The 16,675-nt window shown below is 64.6% G+C and carries 13 protein-coding genes; 9 read left to right on the top strand and 4 right to left on the bottom strand.

All coding sequences use genetic code 11. The features are described 5' to 3' along the window. Positions 1-729 precede the first annotated feature (729 nt). On the top strand, positions 730-3,387 hold the full coding sequence (gene ppdK / locus ACP8JZ_RS01275; protein ID WP_484482557.1) for a pyruvate, phosphate dikinase: 2,658 nt from the start codon (positions 730-732) through the stop codon (positions 3,385-3,387). 576 nt (positions 3,388-3,963) lie between these two features. Beyond that, positions 3,964-5,112, top strand: coding sequence for an FHA domain-containing protein (locus ACP8JZ_RS01280; protein ID WP_484482558.1), 1,149 nt, complete (start codon positions 3,964-3,966; stop codon positions 5,110-5,112). Positions 5,113-5,241: 129 nt separating this feature from the next. Here ACP8JZ_RS01280 and deoC read toward each other — a convergent pair whose 3' ends face one another. Then, on the bottom strand, positions 5,242-5,919 hold the full coding sequence (deoC, locus tag ACP8JZ_RS01285) for a deoxyribose-phosphate aldolase (RefSeq protein WP_484482559.1): 678 nt from the start codon (positions 5,917-5,919) through the stop codon (positions 5,242-5,244). 270 nt (positions 5,920-6,189) lie between these two features. Here deoC and ACP8JZ_RS01290 point away from each other — a divergent pair, with 270 nt between their 5' ends. The 6 genes from ACP8JZ_RS01290 (at position 6,190) to ACP8JZ_RS01315 (ending at position 12,284) form a co-directional block, all read left to right on the top strand. Continuing rightward, complete coding sequence (locus ACP8JZ_RS01290) at positions 6,190-7,338, top strand: inorganic phosphate transporter (protein ID WP_308614346.1); 1,149 nt, start codon at positions 6,190-6,192, stop codon at positions 7,336-7,338. Further along, positions 7,335-7,568, top strand: coding sequence for a hypothetical protein (locus tag ACP8JZ_RS01295; protein WP_308614347.1), 234 nt, complete (start codon positions 7,335-7,337; stop codon positions 7,566-7,568). Before ACP8JZ_RS01290 ends, ACP8JZ_RS01295 begins: the two co-directional genes overlap by 4 nt. 313 nt (positions 7,569-7,881) lie before the next feature. Further along, entirely contained in the window at positions 7,882-9,729 is a 1,848-nt protein-coding gene (gene dnaK / locus ACP8JZ_RS01300) for a molecular chaperone DnaK (RefSeq protein WP_306516881.1), read from the top strand. A gap of 102 nt (positions 9,730-9,831) precedes the next feature. Then, complete coding sequence (gene grpE, locus ACP8JZ_RS01305; RefSeq protein WP_023034914.1) at positions 9,832-10,566, top strand: nucleotide exchange factor GrpE; 735 nt, start codon at positions 9,832-9,834, stop codon at positions 10,564-10,566. A gap of 114 nt (positions 10,567-10,680) precedes the next feature. Beyond that, positions 10,681-11,826, top strand: coding sequence for a molecular chaperone DnaJ (gene dnaJ, locus ACP8JZ_RS01310; protein ID WP_484482560.1), 1,146 nt, complete (start codon positions 10,681-10,683; stop codon positions 11,824-11,826). A 2-nt stretch (positions 11,827-11,828) separates the two neighbouring features. Next, complete coding sequence (locus ACP8JZ_RS01315; protein ID WP_306516879.1) at positions 11,829-12,284, top strand: heat shock protein transcriptional repressor HspR; 456 nt, start codon at positions 11,829-11,831, stop codon at positions 12,282-12,284. A gap of 75 nt (positions 12,285-12,359) precedes the next feature. On the opposite strand, the gene ACP8JZ_RS01320 is transcribed toward ACP8JZ_RS01315, so the two are convergent. Further along, positions 12,360-13,937: an aspartate:alanine exchanger family transporter gene (locus tag ACP8JZ_RS01320; RefSeq protein ID WP_323455792.1), complete on the bottom strand. Its 1,578-nt coding sequence runs from the start codon at positions 13,935-13,937 to the stop codon at positions 12,360-12,362. After that, positions 13,934-15,469, bottom strand: coding sequence for an amino acid permease (locus ACP8JZ_RS01325; protein WP_484482561.1), 1,536 nt, complete (start codon positions 15,467-15,469; stop codon positions 13,934-13,936). The genes ACP8JZ_RS01320 and ACP8JZ_RS01325 overlap by 4 nt, the downstream gene beginning before the upstream one ends. 80 nt (positions 15,470-15,549) lie before the next feature. Here ACP8JZ_RS01325 and ACP8JZ_RS01330 point away from each other — a divergent pair, with 80 nt between their 5' ends. Further along, on the top strand, positions 15,550-15,930 hold the full coding sequence (locus ACP8JZ_RS01330; RefSeq protein WP_286321836.1) for an NUDIX hydrolase: 381 nt from the start codon (positions 15,550-15,552) through the stop codon (positions 15,928-15,930). A 12-nt stretch (positions 15,931-15,942) separates the two neighbouring features. On the opposite strand, the gene ACP8JZ_RS01335 is transcribed toward ACP8JZ_RS01330, so the two are convergent. Further along, positions 15,943-16,629 (bottom strand): response regulator, encoded by a 687-nt coding sequence (locus ACP8JZ_RS01335; RefSeq protein ID WP_484482562.1) that lies wholly within the window; start codon positions 16,627-16,629, stop codon positions 15,943-15,945. Positions 16,630-16,675 lie beyond the last annotated feature (46 nt).

The following is a 16,675-nucleotide window of genomic DNA, read 5'->3' on the forward strand; positions in this document are numbered from 1 at the left end:
GTTTCAGCCCTCGTGTGCCGTTCGGGCTCCTGTGTCACAGGTGCACCGGGTAGGCCCGTCGGATGGCATTGGGAGAGGATACTGAGCGATGGAAGCAACAAGGATGCCCCCGGTGGTGAGCCGTCTTGGGGTAGGTGGCACAATGTGGTGGTGCGCTGGAAGTGAGGTGGCATTGACGAACCTGCACTTGGGGTATCCCATTTATGGACCTACTACGTCATAAGGTTGTTCATGCAGGTCATCTTTCGGCTGGAAGATGATGACACCATACTGTGTTGGTGATCCAGAAAGGCCAAGTAGCTGGTACTCTTTCCCTACCGCCCTTCCGCTGTGGGCGTAGGGCTCTCTGTCAAGAAGACGCCCGCCCAGCTGTCCATGTCCCACTACCGCGATGACAACTCTTGGCAAGAGTGAACAATCAATGAACCTGCTCCTTGTGTGGGTGAAGCCAGTCTGATCCTGACCGCGTTCCATGAACCAGATGACGGGCAAGGTCATCTGTCGCGGTGCTCCCACAGCATGCTGGCTGCTCCATGTGGCAGGACCGTCTCCCGTGTTCCGGCACACAGGACCCGTGAATATGGAACCCGTGAAAATACGGCGTACCCGTGCCACAATGACTCACAGCGGCCCAATGGTGGGTCGCACCCGCGGTGTCGATGTGCAAACGCACGGGACCGAGCGCCGTCAATCGATGAACAGACTGGCAAAGGTCGAAGGAGATCCGTCATGACTGACCGTTACGTGTACGACCTGTCCGAGGGCAGTGCCGAGATGAAGCCCCTGCTGGGTGGCAAGGGAGCTGGCGTTGCCGAGATGATGCGGGTGGGGGTTCCCGTACCAGACGGTTTCACCATCACCACCCAGGCTTGCGTGGAGACCATGAATCGCAAGGGTGAGTGGCCCGAAGGTCTTGACGAGCAGGCCTGGGCCGGCCTGCAGCGTCTGGAGGAACGTACCGGTCGCAAACTAGGTGACCCCGACAAACCGCTGCTGGTCTCGGTGCGTTCCGGCGCCATCATCTCCATGCCGGGCATGATGGACACCATCCTCAATCTCGGCATCTCCGACGAGACGGTCCCTGCGATTGCCCGTGAGTCGGGCAACGAACGGTTCGCCTGGGACTGCTACCGCCGATTCATCCAGATGTACGGCGAGGTCGTCGAGGGAATCGACGCCCACGTCTACGAGGACGCCCTCACAGCTCTCAAGGAGAGCAAGAGTGTGGAGTCCGACACCGACCTGTCCGCCGACGACCTCAAAGGACTGGTCGGCACCTTCAAGAAGCTCTCCAACGAACAACTCGGCGGCAATTGGACCACCGATCCGCGTGAGCAGCTCATGCGCGCCGTCGACGCCGTCTTCCGTTCCTGGCTCAACCCGCGCGCCTTCGTCTACCGCAAGGCCAACAAGATCTCCGACGACCTCGGCACCGCCGTCAACGTCATGCAGATGGTCTTCGGCAACCGTGGTGACGACTCCGCCACCGGCGTGTGCTTCACCCGCAACCCCGCCACTGGAGCCAACGAGCTCTACGGTGAGTTCCTGCAGAACGCCCAGGGTGAGGACGTCGTCGCCGGCATCCGCACCCCCAAGCCGCTGGCGCAGATGCAGGAGATCCTTCCCGAGGCCTACGAACAGCTCACCGCCACCATGAAGAAGATGGAGGCGCACTACCGCGACATGCAGGACATGGAGTTCACCGTCGAGAACGGCAAGCTCTACCTGCTGCAGACCCGCAATGGCAAGCGCACCGCCGCTGCCGCCCTCAAGGTGGCCCGTGATCTCGTCGACGAAGGGGTCATCTCCAAGGAGGAGGCCCTCATGCGCATCGAGCCCGGCCAGCTCGACCAGCTGCTGCACGAGGCCATCGACCCCAACCACAGCGAACAGCCCGTCGCCGAAGGTCTGCCGGCCTCCCCGGGTGCTGCCGTCGGTGAGGCCGTCTTCGACGCCGACATCGCTGCCGATCGGGGCGCTGCCGGTGACCGCGTTGTTCTCATTCGTTTCGAGACGACCCCCGACGACATCCACGGCGTGCTGCAGTCCCAGGGCGTACTCACTGCCCACGGCGGCATGACCTCGCACGCAGCCGTCGTCGCCCGTGGCATGGGCAAACCGTGCGTCGCCGGGGCGCGCGGCATCAAGATCGACTACGAGGCCAGGACCCTCACGGTTGGCAACACCGTCATCAAGGAGGGCGATCCCATCACCCTGGACGGTTCCACCGGTGAGGTGTTCGCTGCTGCCCTGCCGCTCATCCCCCCGCAGATCAACGCGGACTTCCAGGAGGTGCTCTCCTGGGCTGACGAGACCCGGCGTCTGGGTGTGTGGGCCAATGCCGACAACGCCACCGACGCCGCCAAGGCACGTGAACTTGGCGCCGAGGGAATCGGTCTGTGCCGCACCGAGCACATGTTCTTCGGTGCCGACCGACTGCCTGCCATGCACGAGATGATCACCGCCGAGACTCCCGAGGAGCGCAAGGCGGCCGTTGACAAGATCCTGCCGATGCAGCAGGAGGACTTCGAGGGCGTCTTCACGGCGATGAAGGGACTGCCGGTCACCGTGCGGTTGCTCGACCCACCGCTGCACGAGTTCCTGCCGAGCCTCGTCGAGCAGTCCCTCAAGGTGCAGGAGATGGAACTCACCTCGACCGATCCGGTGCACACCGACAAGGAACGTCGCCTGCTGGCCCAGGTGAAGAAGCTGCACGAGCAGAACCCGATGCTCGGTACCCGTGGTGTGCGCCTGGCCATGCTCTACCCGGAGATTCCCGACATGCAGGCCCGTGCCATCATCCGCGCTGCCCTGGCCGTCCTGGAGCGTGAGGGCGAGACGGTTGACCTGCACATCATGATTCCGCTGGTCTTCACCCCGGTGGAGCTTGCCACCCAGCGCAAGATCGTCGAGGACTGCCTGGCCGAGGAGTTCGACCGCGCCGGACGTCGGATCGACGTCGAGATCGGCACCATGATCGAGCTGCCGCGTGCCGCCCTCATCGCCGACCGGATCGCCGAGGTGGCCGACTTCTTCAGCTTCGGCACCAACGACCTCACCCAGACCACCTTGGGCATCAGCCGCGACGATGCCGAGAACGGTTTCCTCACCGAGTACCTGCGCACCAAGGTGCTCAAGCAGAACCCGTTCGCCTCGATCGACGTGGACGGTGTGGGCCAGCTGGTCTCCGGGGCCGTCGAGAAGGGGCGAGCCACCAAGTCGAGTCTGGGGCTCGGCGTGTGCGGTGAACACGGTGGCGACCCCGACTCGGTGCACTTCTTCAACCAGGTTGGGCTGGACTACGTCTCCTGCTCACCGTTCCGCGTGCCGATCGCCCGCTTTGCTGCCGCCCAGGCCGTCATCGAACAGCGTGATGGTGCCAAGTGAGTGATCTGCCCATCGGTTGACAGAGATCTGCCCATCAGCGGCAGGGCCGGCTGCGGTGCCTGCGAATGTGCTCGACGAGTTCGTTCGAAAGGTGTTTAGCCGCTCGGCAACACGTCACGGCTGAGAATGGCGCAGTGCTGAGATCGGGGGAGGTGTATCGGTGACGGTGCGCCTCCCCCCGAGCCATGGTGATGTGTGATGAGAGGGGTAGGCAGCGTGAAAAAGCGGCCGTGCCTTTTCCCCGAGCCGTGATGATCGAGTCATGATGATGTGGTGCGCCGCGGGGTGAAAGGCCTGGTGAGCCCAGAACTGCGCGTCGCGAATGACGTTCTGTGTCAGAACTGTGGCGGAGTTCACACGACTCGACGACGCGTACGGATTCTTCAGCGAAGCCGGGTCGGCGTATTTCCTGGCGGCTCGGAGGACTGCCTGACCCCGTGCACCGGCAGGTCGTTGCAGTGGGTGAGTTTTCTGCCCAGCTGCTCACCATGCTCGGATCATCGGCCTGCTCTGCAATAGGGTGGGGTTGATCGGACGGCCACAGGTTGTCGCTAGTTTCGTCACTTTGGAGGATTCATGACCCAGTCTTTTGGTGCATGGCGTGCCAGCTACACCCCCGGTTCCTGGGTGGTACTTGCCGGCGCCAGCAGCCTGGTCATCATGCAGCCGGCTGCCCCACGCCACGCGGAACTGGTGGCGTCGATCTGGGACCATGTGGTCCAGGCCGTCGACGTCGAGGATCTGGTGTCCACCCTGACCACCATCGGGCTCTCCCAGATGCCGAGCATGGCGATGTTCTTCTGGCGCGGCAGGAACATGTGGTCCCTGGCCAGGGGGAACGTCGTCGTGCGCGACTCCCAGGGTGACGTCGTCAACAGCGGTGAGGGGCTCCTCACCTGGAACGAAACCGTCCTCGACCCGAGCGTCATCCGCGTGGAGATGGACGAGGAGGGTGCTGAGGGTCTGGAAATGCCGCTCATGCTCGGCGTCGCGCTGGCCTCGACGGTGACGATCGACGCCACCGGCGCCAACCAGGTGCTCAGGATTGTTGACGATCAGACCGGGGCTGCCGGTCGCCAGCCGTCGAGTGGTGCGGATGCCTTCTTTGACCATGCCGACCAGATCCTTGATGACGAGCCCCCGGCTGGACGTTCGCTCGGTGCATCGACGTCGACCGGAACCCATCTGACGCCCCTTCCCTCTACCGATGAGAGCGATCTCGATGCACCGATGCCGGCACGGTCCATGGACTCCTCGCCATCGCCGGAGTCTGAAGTGACAGGTGACTCCTCCGACGAGCAAGGATCCACCGTACCGACGGACGAGGACGTTGCCGAGCTGTTCGGCAATACGAACGAGGAGTCGTGGGACGATGAGCCTGCCCCGCGTGGACGCCCCGTCCTCATCTCATCCACCGGTGAGCAAGCCGATCTCGATGGCCCGGTCCTGGTGGGGCGCGCTCCCAGCACTGAGAACGATGATGCTGACATTGCGCTCATGAAGGTGCACTCGCCCGCCCATGACATCAGTCGCAGCCACGCCATGATCGCCCCGAGCCGATGGGGATTCGACGTCATCGACATGGACTCCACCAATGGCACTGTGGTGGAGCACCCCGATGGCGAGGAGATCTACGTCGACCCGGGCAGGACGGTGGGCATCAGCGCTGCGGACACCATTCAGATCGGCGACGGTGTCATCCTGCACATTGAGTACTGGGACTGATCCAGGCCTGGTCGCCACCCTCGACGCGAGGACAGCAGAGTCCTGCCTGAGGTGACCAACGGCTGGTTCGCAGCCGAACCAGTGCAGCGAAGGATCCGGACGCTCACCTGCCCGACGGGTGCCGGGATGTCATTGCTCGCGCGGTGCTCCGGCGAGGATTGCGTCGGTTGACGAGACGCCCAGGCGGGTGGCTCCCGCCTCGATCATGGTGCAGGCCGTCTCGTAGTCGCGAATACCGCCGGAGGCCTTGACCCCCAGACGCCCGCCGACGGTGGTTGCCATGAGCTCGACGGCATGGACGCTCGCCCCGCCAGCCGGATGGAACCCGGTGGAGGTCTTGACGAAATCGGCCCCAGCGGCTTCGGCAGCCCGGCAGGCGAGCACGATCTGATCGTCGTCGAGCGCGGCGGACTCGATGATGACCTTGAGCACGGTGGGGCTCGGGGCGGCTCTGCGCACGGCGGCGATCTCGGCCTGCACGGCGTCGGCGTCACCGGCGATGAGCAACCCGAGGTTGATGACCATGTCCACCTCATCGGCCCCGTTGCGCACGGCCTCGGCGGCCTCGGCAGCCTTGATGTCGGCACTGTGCTTGCCCGAGGGGAACCCGACGACCGTGCACACCTTCACCGGCCCCATGCTCACATCCTCGATCGGCAGCATCGCGGGCGAGACGCAGATGGACCAGGTGCCCAGCTGCACGGCGCGACGAGCCAGGGCTGCGACGTCGTCAGCCGTGGACTCAGGCTTGAGCAGGGTGTGGTCGATGATGCGTGCCAAGGCGGCAGCAGAGGGTCGTGCAGTCATGTGAAATGATCCTTCGGGATGGGGCGTCCACCAAGAAGTCGGACGTGTCGCCCTCCACGATATGGCGGCTACAGGTGAACTGAAAATGAACTTTTCATGTCACCTTGACATGACCGTCAGATCGATTAGGAGCGCATCGCGCTGAGGTCTATCGTCTTGCGGGGCCTTCGCGTTTCGAGTCGGGACTGCACCGATCATGTCGAAACCGGAAGCATCACACCGACCGACGTCCCTCCCGACCGGGTGAACGCGCTTCTGAGGAACACATACATGAGTTCAACACTGCTCATCGTCATCATCGTCGTCGTCACGGCACTGGCGTTCGACTTCACCAATGGCTTCCACGACTCAGCCAACGCCATGGCCACCTCGGTGGCCACCGGCGCACTCAAGCCCAAGGTGGCCGTCGTCATCGCGGCCGTTCTCAACGTCCTCGGGGCGTCCCTGTCCACGGAGGTCGCCAAGACGATCTCCGGTGGCATCGTCAACGATCAACTCGTCACCGTACCGATGGTCTTCGCCGGTCTCATCGGGGCCATCATCTGGAATCTCGGGACCTGGTTGTTCGGGCTGCCGTCCAGCTCGTCCCACGCGCTGTTCGGTGGTCTCATCGGGGCGGTGCTGGTGGAGGCCGGAATGAGTGGCATCCACGCCGGCAAGATCATGAGCAAGATCATCCTTCCGGCACTTGTTGCCCCGTTCGTGGCAGGTATCGCATCCCTGCTGGCCACGTGGCTGGCCTACCGTCTCACCGACCACACCGCACACCACTCCTCGCGGATGTTCCTCAATGGTCAGCGGGTCTCGGCCTCCATGGTCGCTCTGGCCCACGGCACGTCCGACGGGCAGAAGACGATGGGAATCATCACCCTCGTCCTCATCGCGGCGGGATACCAGAGTTCTGGTACCGGCCCGATGTGGTGGGTCATCCTGGCAGCCGGTTGTGCCATCGGTCTGGGCACCTACTCCGGCGGTTGGCGCATCATGCGCACCATGGGCAAGGGGCTGTGCGACATCGAGTCCCCACAAGGTTTTGCCGCCGAGACGGCTTCCACCGCTGCCATCCTGGCGTCCTCCCACCTGGGCTTCGCACTGTCGACCACCCATGTCTGCTCGGGATCAATTCTTGGTTCCGGCCTGGGGCGTCACACCGAGGTTCGGTGGGCCACCGCCGGGAAAATGGTCGTCGCCTGGCTGGTCACCCTGCCGGCTGCTGCGCTCGTCGGCGCCCTGACCTCGGCGATCGCCGGTCAGGGTACGTGGGGTGTCATCGTAGACCTCGTCCTGCTGGCCATCATGGCCACCCTCATCGTCCGACAGGCCAACCACCACAAGGTTGACCACCGGAACGTCAATGACTCCACCCAGGTGGGCGTGCGTCGCAAGGCCCCCGCCGCCACTGGAAAGGCCGCAGCATGAACATCGACTGGGCATCCCTCGGACTGGTGGCCATCGTCACCATTGCAGCCACCGTACTCATCGTCTCCATCGTTTCCGGCGGTGCGCTCATGCTGGACCGTGCCCATGCACGCACCGAAGCCGGCAAGGATGGCGCTGCCGGGCTCATCGTCCTGGGATGGTCGGCCATCGGTGTTGCCGGGCTCATCGTCCTGTACGGTCTGTACCTGCTCATCCCATACTTTCACTGAGTCATCACAGCGTGCTGCGCACGGCGATCGTCGTGCGGTCAACGTCCTGTGCCGATCTGACGCCGGAGCTCTTCGGCTCCGGCGTTCGTCGTACTGATGGTGCGAGGCTCCTGACGACACTTGAGCCCACCCAGCTCAAGAATCACGAAAAACTCTCCTTGTCGCCTTGATAGAGATCGACTCAATGGCTAGCCTTGAGTCGTTGCCGCTCAAGGGGTTCTTGGGTGGCGGAAAGCTCGACGAATCCATGCCGAGAGCTGGGTTCGAGGTATGAACAACGAACAGGACGTGACGTCCGGGAGGAATGGCAAAGATGGCTCGTGCAGTCGGAATTGACCTGGGAACCACCAACTCGTGTGTGGCTGTGCTCGAAGGTGGCGAGCCGACGGTGATCGCCAATGCGGAGGGCGCTCGCACCACGCCGTCCGTCGTTGCCTTCACCAACGCCGGTGAGGTGCTCGTCGGTGAGGTGGCCAAGCGTCAGGCGGTCACCAACGTGGACCGCACCATCCGCTCCGTCAAGCGCCACATGGGCACGGACTGGAAGGTCTCCATCGACGAGAAGGACTACCGTCCCCAGCAGATCAGCGCCTACGTGCTGCAGAAGCTCAAGCGTGACGCCGAGGCCTACCTGGGCGAGCCGGTCACCAATGCCGTCATCACCGTGCCGGCCTACTTCTCCGACGCCCAGCGTCAGGCCACCAAGGAGGCAGGTGAGGTTGCCGGGTTGACGGTCGACCGTATCGTCAACGAGCCGACGGCTGCAGCCCTGGCCTACGGCCTCGACAAGACCGAGAAGGATCAGACCGTCCTGGTCTTCGACCTCGGTGGCGGTACCTTCGACGTCTCCCTGCTCGACATCTCCGAAGGTGTCTTCGAGGTGAAGGCCACCAATGGTGACAACAACCTCGGTGGTGACGACTGGGACCAGCGCATCGTCGACTGGCTCGTCAAGCGCTTCAAGGACGCCAATGGCATCGACCTGGGTGCCGACAAGATGGCCAAGCAGCGTCTGCAGGAGGCTGCCGAGCGCGCCAAGATCGAGCTCTCGCAGACCTCTGAGACCCAGATCAACCTGCCCTACATCACTGCTGGTTCCGCCGGCCCGCTGCACCTGGACGAGAAGCTCACCCGTGCCGAGTTCCAGCGCATGACCTCCGACCTGCTCGAGCGGTGCCGCACCCCCTTCAACGCCGTCATGAAGGACGCCGGCCTCAACGTCTCCCAGATCGACGAGGTCATCCTCGTGGGTGGTTCCACCCGTATGCCGGCCGTCTCCGATCTGGTCACCGAGCTTGCCGGCAAGGAGCCGCACAAGGGCGTCAACCCCGACGAGGTCGTGGCCCTGGGTGCCTCCCTGCAGGCCGGTGTGCTCAAGGGCGAGGTCAAGGACGTGCTGCTGCTCGACGTCACCCCGCTGAGCCTTGGCATCGAGACCAAGGGTGGTGTCATGACGAAGATCATCGAGCGCAACACCACCATCCCGACCAAGCGTTCCGAGGTGTTCACCACCGCCGAGGACAACCAGCCCTCGGTGATGATTCAGGTGTACCAGGGTGAGCGCGAGTTCGTCCACGACAACAAGTCGCTGGGCAACTTCGAGCTCACGGGCCTCATGCCTGCCCCGCGCGGCATCCCGCAGATCGAGGTCTCCTTCGACATCGACGCCAACGGCATCGTCCACGTCCACGCCAAGGACATGGCCACCGGCAAGGAGCAGTCCATGACGGTGACTGGTGGATCGGCTCTCGGCAAGGACGAGATCGACCGCATGGTCAAGGAGGCCGAGGCCAACGCCGATGCCGACAAGAAGCGTCGCGAGGCCGTCGAGATGCGCAATGAGGCTGACGCCCTGGCCTTCCGTACCGAGAAGTTGCTCGAGGAGAATGGCGACAAGATCCCCGAGGACACCAAGGCTCCGGTGACCGAGTCCATCGACAAGTTGAAGGAGGCCCTCAAGGGCACCGACAACGATGACGAGATCAAGGCTGCCATGGAGGACCTCAACCAGAAGGCCTCGGCCATGGGACAGGCCATCTATGCCGCTGCCCAGCAGGAGGCCCAGACCTCCGAGCAGGCTCCCACCGACAATGCTGGTGACGATGGGGACACCGTCGTCGATGCCGAGATCGTCGACGACGAGAACGACTCCGACAAGTGACGTGATGCAGGTCTGTTGACCTGACCAGCGACGGGCCGCTCGTGACCCCAGACGGACACGGGCGGCCCTCTCACATCACCCCCCACCCACGCAAAGGATGACATGAGCCAGAACGACAACCTCACCCCGGACCCCGAGGATCCCCGCGACAAGGAGAAGCTGGACGCTCAGCGCGAGGAGGCCGCCGACGAGACCGCCGCCGGCGCACAGCCGGACGGAACCGAACAGGACGACTCCCACGGTGCTGACGTCGACGACGCATTCGAGCAGATCGTCGAGGGAGTCGACGTGGACGAGGCCCCCAGCAAGGAGCAGCAGCTCGAGACGATGCTCACCGAGCGCACCGAGGACCTGCAGCGTCTGCAGGCCGAGTACGTCAACTACAAGCGGCGCGTCGATCGGGACCGTGACCTGTCCAAGCGCTCCGGGATCGAGAAGGTGCTCGCCGATCTCATGCCCGTGCTGGACTCCGTGGCTATGGCCCGGCAGCATGGCGAACTCGAGGGCGGTTTCAAGCTGGTGGCCGACGAGCTTGAGAAGGTGAGCCGTGCCCACGGCATGGAGAGTTTCGGTGAGATTGGCGACGAGTTCGACCCGATGCTGCACGAGGCCCTCATGCAGATGCCTCTGGAGGGAGCCCGCGTCACCTGCGTCTCGCAGGTCATGCAACCCGGCTACCGCATCGAGGATCGAGTGCTGCGCCCAGCCCGTGTGGCCGTCTCCGAGCCTGATCCCCATGCCGCCCAGGACGACTCGGAGCATGCCGATGACGTCGCCTCCGCCGACACGGCTCCCGACGAGTCTCCGAATGACGACGAGACCAAGCCGACAGACTGAGCCGCGGTGACGCGATGGCCGTCGTGCGTTCAGGGGCGGCGTCGGGAAAGTACCGTGACGATGCCGTCGTTGCACACTGGATGAAGGAATACGTGACATGAGAGGAGGCGCACGGTGAGCACCAAGGACTTCGCCGACAAGGACTACTACAAGGTGTTGGGCGTCTCCAAGGACGCCAAGCCCGAGCAGATCAAGAAGGCATTCCGTAAGATCGCCCGCGACAACCATCCAGACTCCCACCCGGGTGACAAGGCTGCCGAGGCCCGGTTCAAGGAGGCCTCGGAGGCCAATGACGTCCTGTCGGACCCCCGCAAGCGCAAGGAGTACGACCAGGCCCGCAGTCTCTTCGGGGCGGGCGGTGGATTCCGATTCCCCGGCGGGGGAGGGCGCACCAGCTCGGTCAACGTCGAGGACTTCCTGCGTACCGCCAGCAACGGCGACGGGTTGGGAGACGTCTTCAGCAATCTGTTCGGCGGTGCCGGATCGGCACGCTCCACGGCCCGTCGGTCCCGTCGCGGGGCCGACGTCACCGGCGAGACGACGATCGATTTCATCGATGCCATCGACGGCACCACGGTGAGCTTGCAGATGGTTTCCCAGGAGGCGTGTTCGGCATGCCGTGGCACGGGTGCCCGGGCCGGCAGTCTGCCCACGACCTGCCCCTCCTGTCAGGGCTCGGGTATCAGGGCCAACACGACGGGGGACGTCTTCGCCAGCACCGAGCCATGCCCACAGTGCAACGGTCGCGGCCTGATCGTCGAGGATCCCTGTCCCATCTGTCACGGATCGGGGCGAGCTCGCTCCACCCGCACCATGCAGGTGCGCATCCCGGCTGGCGTGGAGGACGGCAAGAAGATCCGTATCCGAGGAAAGGGGTCACCCGGTGAGAACGGTGGCCCTGCTGGCGACCTCTACGTGCTGGTGCACGTGCGTGCCCACCCCATCTTCGGACGCGACGGGTCGTCGGTGACGGTCAACGTCCCGGTGACCTTCCCCGAGGCCGCTCTGGGTGCCGAGGTGAGTGTTCCCCGCGTCGACGGTGGGACGGTGCGCCTCAAGATTCCCGCCGGCACTCCCGACGGACGTACCTTCCGGATTCGGGGCCGTGGCGTGCCGCGCTCCAACGGTACGAGGGGCGACCTGCTGGCGACAGTCCAGGTCGTCGTGCCCGAGAACTTGAATGATTCGGCCCGCGACCTCCTCACGCGATTCCGTGACGAGGCTCGTCAACCCAATCCACGTTCCTGGGAGGTGAACTGATCATGCGTCGGCGCCCCAAGATTGGCGCAACCGGACTGGCAACCATCGACCGGGATGCCGCGATCTTCCCCATCTCGGTGGCGGCGGAACTGGCTGGTATGCACCCGCAGACCCTGCGCACCTACGACCGGATCGGGCTGGTGGTTCCCTCCCGCGCCAGGGGACGGGGCAGACGCTACTCACCCGCCGATGTCGCAGCCCTACGGATGATCCAACACCTCTCCCAGGAGGAGGGGGTCAACCTCAACGGCATCCAACGCATCCTCGAGCTGCAACGACGCATCGCCCAGCTCGACGACCAGGTGGAACAGCTCTCGGCGACGGTGCGTCGCATGCAGGCCATGGCCTACGAGGACCAGGTCGACCCCCGCGTCTTCACCGCGGAATCCACCGGGCGAGTGCACCTGGGGCGCAAGGTCATTCACGCCCAACTGGCCCTGCCGGGGCGCCACGCCTGAGTACTTCCCAGCGCTTGCCCCGGCCGTCTGGTGGGCACAGTTGAGTTGGGGCCCAGTTCAAGAGGCTTCCCCGTCTCAGATGAGCGCGATCACCTGCACCACCATGATCTTCACGACGGTGCCCAGTGCGAACAGGGCACCGTAGGCCGACTCGATGCGTTCGTCATTGACGAGGCTGTTGGCGTACCCGAGGATCGCTGGCTGCCCGACGAACCCTGCGAAGGCACCCGTGGCCCGTGGGGCGGACAGCTTGAGCAGGTATGCTGCGGCGATGAGGATGGCCCCGCCGATGGCCAGCGAGACTGCCGAGGTGAGGATGACGGCCAGGCCGTTCCACGTCGCCGCCTGGGAGAGGAAGGCCGGCCCGGAGGCAAGCCCGACGCAGGCCAGGAAGAGCATGAGCCCCAGCTGACGCAGCACCGCGTTGGTGGCGTGCGGAAGCTCCCAACGGATAGGGCCCGTGCGGTGCAGGGCCCCCAGGATCATGCCCATGACGAGCGGGCCGGCGGCGGCACCGAGCTCGAAGACGAGCCCACCGGGCAGGGCGACGAACAAGGCCCCCAGAGCCAGTCCGAGAGCGGCGCCGAGTCCCAGCGACAGGGCATCGACCTGGGAGACGTTCGCCTCGGAGTCACCGAAGAGGTCGGCGGCGTCATTGATCCGCCACGACGGGACGACGCACAGCACGCGGTCCCCGGCCTTGAGGATGGTGTCGTCACTGGCCAGCATGTCGAGATCCCCGCGACGTACCCGGGTCACCCTGCCGTTCGTGCGCCCCAGGACGTCGATGTCACCGAGTCGTCTGCCGACCAGCGCCGGGTTCGAGACGAGGAATCGGCGAAAGTCGATCTCCTGCCGGTGGTCGGTGAGACGTCGTGTGGAGACATGACCCAGGTGCGCCACGGCCCGGGAGACGTCGTCGGGATTGCCCACGACGAGCACCTCGTCGCCAGGATGCAGGTCCTGGTCGGGGGAGACGAGGGACATCTGACCCTCGCGCAGCAGGTACGACATCTGGATCTGACTGTCCTGGTAGCCCGGGGTCGCACGCATCGACGTCGGACGGTCCACGACGGTGGACACGGCAGCGATGCCGGCATCGGCCATCGACGTGTTGTCCTTGGCTGCGGGCCACTTCCGGCGGGCGATGAAGGTCACCATGACCATGGCGACGACGACACCGGTGGGATACGACAGGGCATAGCCGACGAGGGTGTTCCCAGCACCGTGGGTCGCCGACGTCGCGGCGTCGATCGCCGGCGAGGTGAGGGCGCCGGCGTACAACCCGGCGACGTGAGCGTTCGACAGACCACACAGCGAACCGATCCCCAGCGCCGCTGCCGCCATTGCGACGAGCCCGACGATGCCGGCGACCATGAGCGTCCACTGGCGTTTGAGGTCCGACAGGAAGGTCGATCCCGCAGCCAACCCCACCGTGTAGCAGAACAGCACCACACCCAGGCTCTTGACCATGCCGAGCCCCTGACCCAGACGTGGATCCAGTGCCCCGACGGCCAGCCCCATGAAGAGGGCACCAGCGGCGCCGAACCGCAGCGGTCCGAACTTGATCTGCCCGAACAGGGCCCCCAGGGCGAGCACCACCAGGATCGTGAGGATCTGATGGGTTGCGAGGAAATCGAGTGTCACGGTCATGATTGTCCCCCAGCAGTGTCGTGGGAATCCGCATCACGATGTGTCAGCCTGCCAGCCGCGATGAGTATCGCCAGCCAGATGACCCCCACGAGGATCGCGATGCGATAGGTCGGGGAGGTGAGCATGATGACGACCGTCACGGCGAGCATGGCCAGGACGATCCAGTTCGTCACCGGGGCACCCGGCATGGTGAACGTCAACCCAGCACGGGTCCGGGGATCGATGTGGTGACGGAACTTCATCTGCGTGATGACGATCATCGTCCAGTTGATGATGCCGGCGGCCAGCGCGATCGACATGATGTAGCCGAACGCCTGGTCTGGCAGCACGGCCACCAGGACGACGGCGAGTGCGGTCATGGCACTGGAGACGAGCACCGCCACCCACGGCGAACCCGAACGGCTGGTGCGTCCCAGCACGGCTGGGGCATTGCCCTGGTGGGCCAGGGAGTGCAGCATGCGTCCGTTGGAGTACAAACCGGAGTTGTAGGCCGAAACTGCCGCGGTGAGCACGACGATGTTGAGTATCGTTCCAGCCGCCGGGATGCCGACGGAGTCGAAGATCTGCACGAATGGGCTGGAACGTCCATCGATGGAGCGCCACGGAACGATCGAGACGATGACGAACAGGGCGGCGATGTAGAACAGCAGGATGCGGTACACCACCTGATTGATGGCCTTGGGAATGGATCGGCGCGGATCGGTGGCCTCCCCGGCGGTGATGCCGATGAGTTCCACTCCGCCGAAACTGAACATGACGACGACGAATCCCAGTGCCACCCCGGAAATTCCGGTGGGGAAGAACCCGCCATCGTTCCGCAGGTTGGCCACCCCGGTGGGTGCGGCAGACGGTGCACCGATGACGATGACCCACGCACCGAACAGCACCATGGCAATGATCGCGACCACCTTGACGATGGCGAACCAGAACTCGAACTCCCCGTAGGCGCGCACGTGCAGCAGGTTGATGACGGTGACGACGACGAGCAGCACGGCGGCCGAGAGCCAGCTGGGCACCGAGGGGAACCAGTAGTTGACGTAGATGCCCACCACCGACAGTTCTGCCATCGACACCGCGATGTAGTTGAACCAGTAGTTCCAGCCCGAGACGAATCCGGGCAGCTCTCCCCAGTAGTCGTGGGCGTACTCGGAGAAGGCCCCCGAGGTGGGGCGGTGCACGCTCATCTCGCCCAGGGCACGCATGATGAGGTAGATGACTGCTCCGCCAATGAGGTAACACACGAGGATCGCCGGACCTGCGGCCCCGATCGAGTCGGCGGCCCCGTAGAACAGTCCAGTGCCGATGGCCCCGCCCAAGGCGATGAGCTGGATGTGACGATTGCGCAGACCACGATTCAACCCGGACCCGTCCGACACCTCAGGTGTCTGCGCGGCAGCGGCAGGTGTTCCACTGTCGGACTCGGGCAGATCGGTGGCGGCCTGCCGGGGAAGGTGCACGTCCTTGCTCGAACACGACTCGGCCGTGCTGGCCTTCGCGACTCCAGAATCCGGAGGTGGGGCGGTGTTGCTCATGACGAGCATCCTATTCGGCGCCGACGAGGTGTCGAGGTAACGTTCGCACCGTGATTCTCGATCTTTCCGCAGTGTGCCTGATGCGTAACGGGTGCTGTCTCAATGTGCGCAAGACGGGTACGGACCATTTCATCCTGCCCGGTGGAAAGATCGAACCCGGTGAGACGGCCCGTGCCGCGGCGGTGCGTGAGGTGGCCGAGGAGCTACGGCTCCAGCTCGACCCGAGCCTCCTGCAACCGCTCGGAACCTTCCAGGCCGATGCGGCCAACGGCGACGCCGAGGGCATCAGCTGCACGGTGTTCCTGCGTGACTGGGACCCTTCCTGGCCTCATCCGGAGCCGGACCACGAGATCGCCGAGTACGAGTGGACACCTCTGGCCACCGCTGCGAACGATCCACGTCAGGCCCCGCTGCTCGTGCACCGGGTCATCCCCGCACTGCGCTCCCGCGGGCTGGTGTGACACCGCCCATGCTCAGTCGAGGTCCTGGCTGGGCTGCACCAGGCCGGCGTTGTACGCCGTGATGACCATGTGGACTCGGTCCCGTAGATCCAGTTTCGTGAGGATGTGGCTGATGTGCGTCTTGACGGTGGTCTCGGCCAGGTAGAGTTCCTCGGCGATCTCGGCGTTGGTGAGGCCGCGCCCCACACAGGTGAGCACCTCGACCTCCCGTTCCGAAAGCGCCGCAACGATGGACGGATCGCTCGAGGAGCCGAAACCATCGTCCCGGAACTTCTCGATGAGACGGCGCGTTGCGCTCGGTGCAACGACTCCGTTGCCCTGGTGCACGGTGCGTACCCCGGCGAGCAGATCGGCAGGCCCGGCGTCCTTGAGGAGGAAGCCGGATGCCCCGGCGCGTAGTGCGCGGTGCACGTACTCGTCGATGTCGAAGGTGGTGAGCACCAGGACGCGGGAATTGGTGTGCGAGACGACTCGTTCGGTGGCCGCCAAGCCGTCCATGAGGGGCATGCGGATGTCCATGAGGACGACGTCGGGGGACAAGTCGGTGGTCAGCTGGACGGCTTCGGCGCCGTTGGACGCCTCCGCGACGACGCTCATGTCGGGTTGGGCGTCCAGAACCATACGGAACCCCGTGCGTACCATCTCCTGATCATCGGCAAGCAACAGACGGATGGGCTCGTCGTCGTGCTGACGTTCCATGGATACCCTCCCGGTGAGACTGTGGCCATTATCGCAGGTGCGTACG

Source organism: Cutibacterium sp. LaCa_286, assembly GCF_057198075.1.

What these genes read in the sequence shown, in the direction of transcription:
- ACP8JZ_RS01325 (WP_484482561.1), bottom strand. Translation starts at nt 15,469, where the DNA reads ATGAGCAACACCGCCCCACCTCCGGATTCTGGAGTCGCGAAGGCCAGC.
- ACP8JZ_RS01320 (WP_323455792.1), bottom strand. Translation starts at nt 13,937, where the DNA reads ATGACCGTGACACTCGATTTCCTCGCAACCCATCAGATCCTCACGATC.
- ACP8JZ_RS01290 (WP_308614346.1), top strand. Translation starts at nt 6,190, where the DNA reads ATGAGTTCAACACTGCTCATCGTCATCATCGTCGTCGTCACGGCACTG.
- ACP8JZ_RS01335 (WP_484482562.1), bottom strand. Translation starts at nt 16,629, where the DNA reads ATGGAACGTCAGCACGACGACGAGCCCATCCGTCTGTTGCTTGCCGAT.
- ACP8JZ_RS01330 (WP_286321836.1), top strand. Translation starts at nt 15,550, where the DNA reads ATGCGTAACGGGTGCTGTCTCAATGTGCGCAAGACGGGTACGGACCAT.
- dnaK (WP_306516881.1), top strand. Translation starts at nt 7,882, where the DNA reads ATGGCTCGTGCAGTCGGAATTGACCTGGGAACCACCAACTCGTGTGTG.
- deoC (WP_484482559.1), bottom strand. Translation starts at nt 5,919, where the DNA reads ATGACTGCACGACCCTCTGCTGCCGCCTTGGCACGCATCATCGACCAC.
- ACP8JZ_RS01280 (WP_484482558.1), top strand. Translation starts at nt 3,964, where the DNA reads ATGACCCAGTCTTTTGGTGCATGGCGTGCCAGCTACACCCCCGGTTCC.
- grpE (WP_023034914.1), top strand. Translation starts at nt 9,832, where the DNA reads ATGAGCCAGAACGACAACCTCACCCCGGACCCCGAGGATCCCCGCGAC.
- ppdK (WP_484482557.1), top strand. Translation starts at nt 730, where the DNA reads ATGACTGACCGTTACGTGTACGACCTGTCCGAGGGCAGTGCCGAGATG.
- ACP8JZ_RS01295 (WP_308614347.1), top strand. Translation starts at nt 7,335, where the DNA reads ATGAACATCGACTGGGCATCCCTCGGACTGGTGGCCATCGTCACCATT.
- ACP8JZ_RS01315 (WP_306516879.1), top strand. Translation starts at nt 11,829, where the DNA reads ATGCGTCGGCGCCCCAAGATTGGCGCAACCGGACTGGCAACCATCGAC.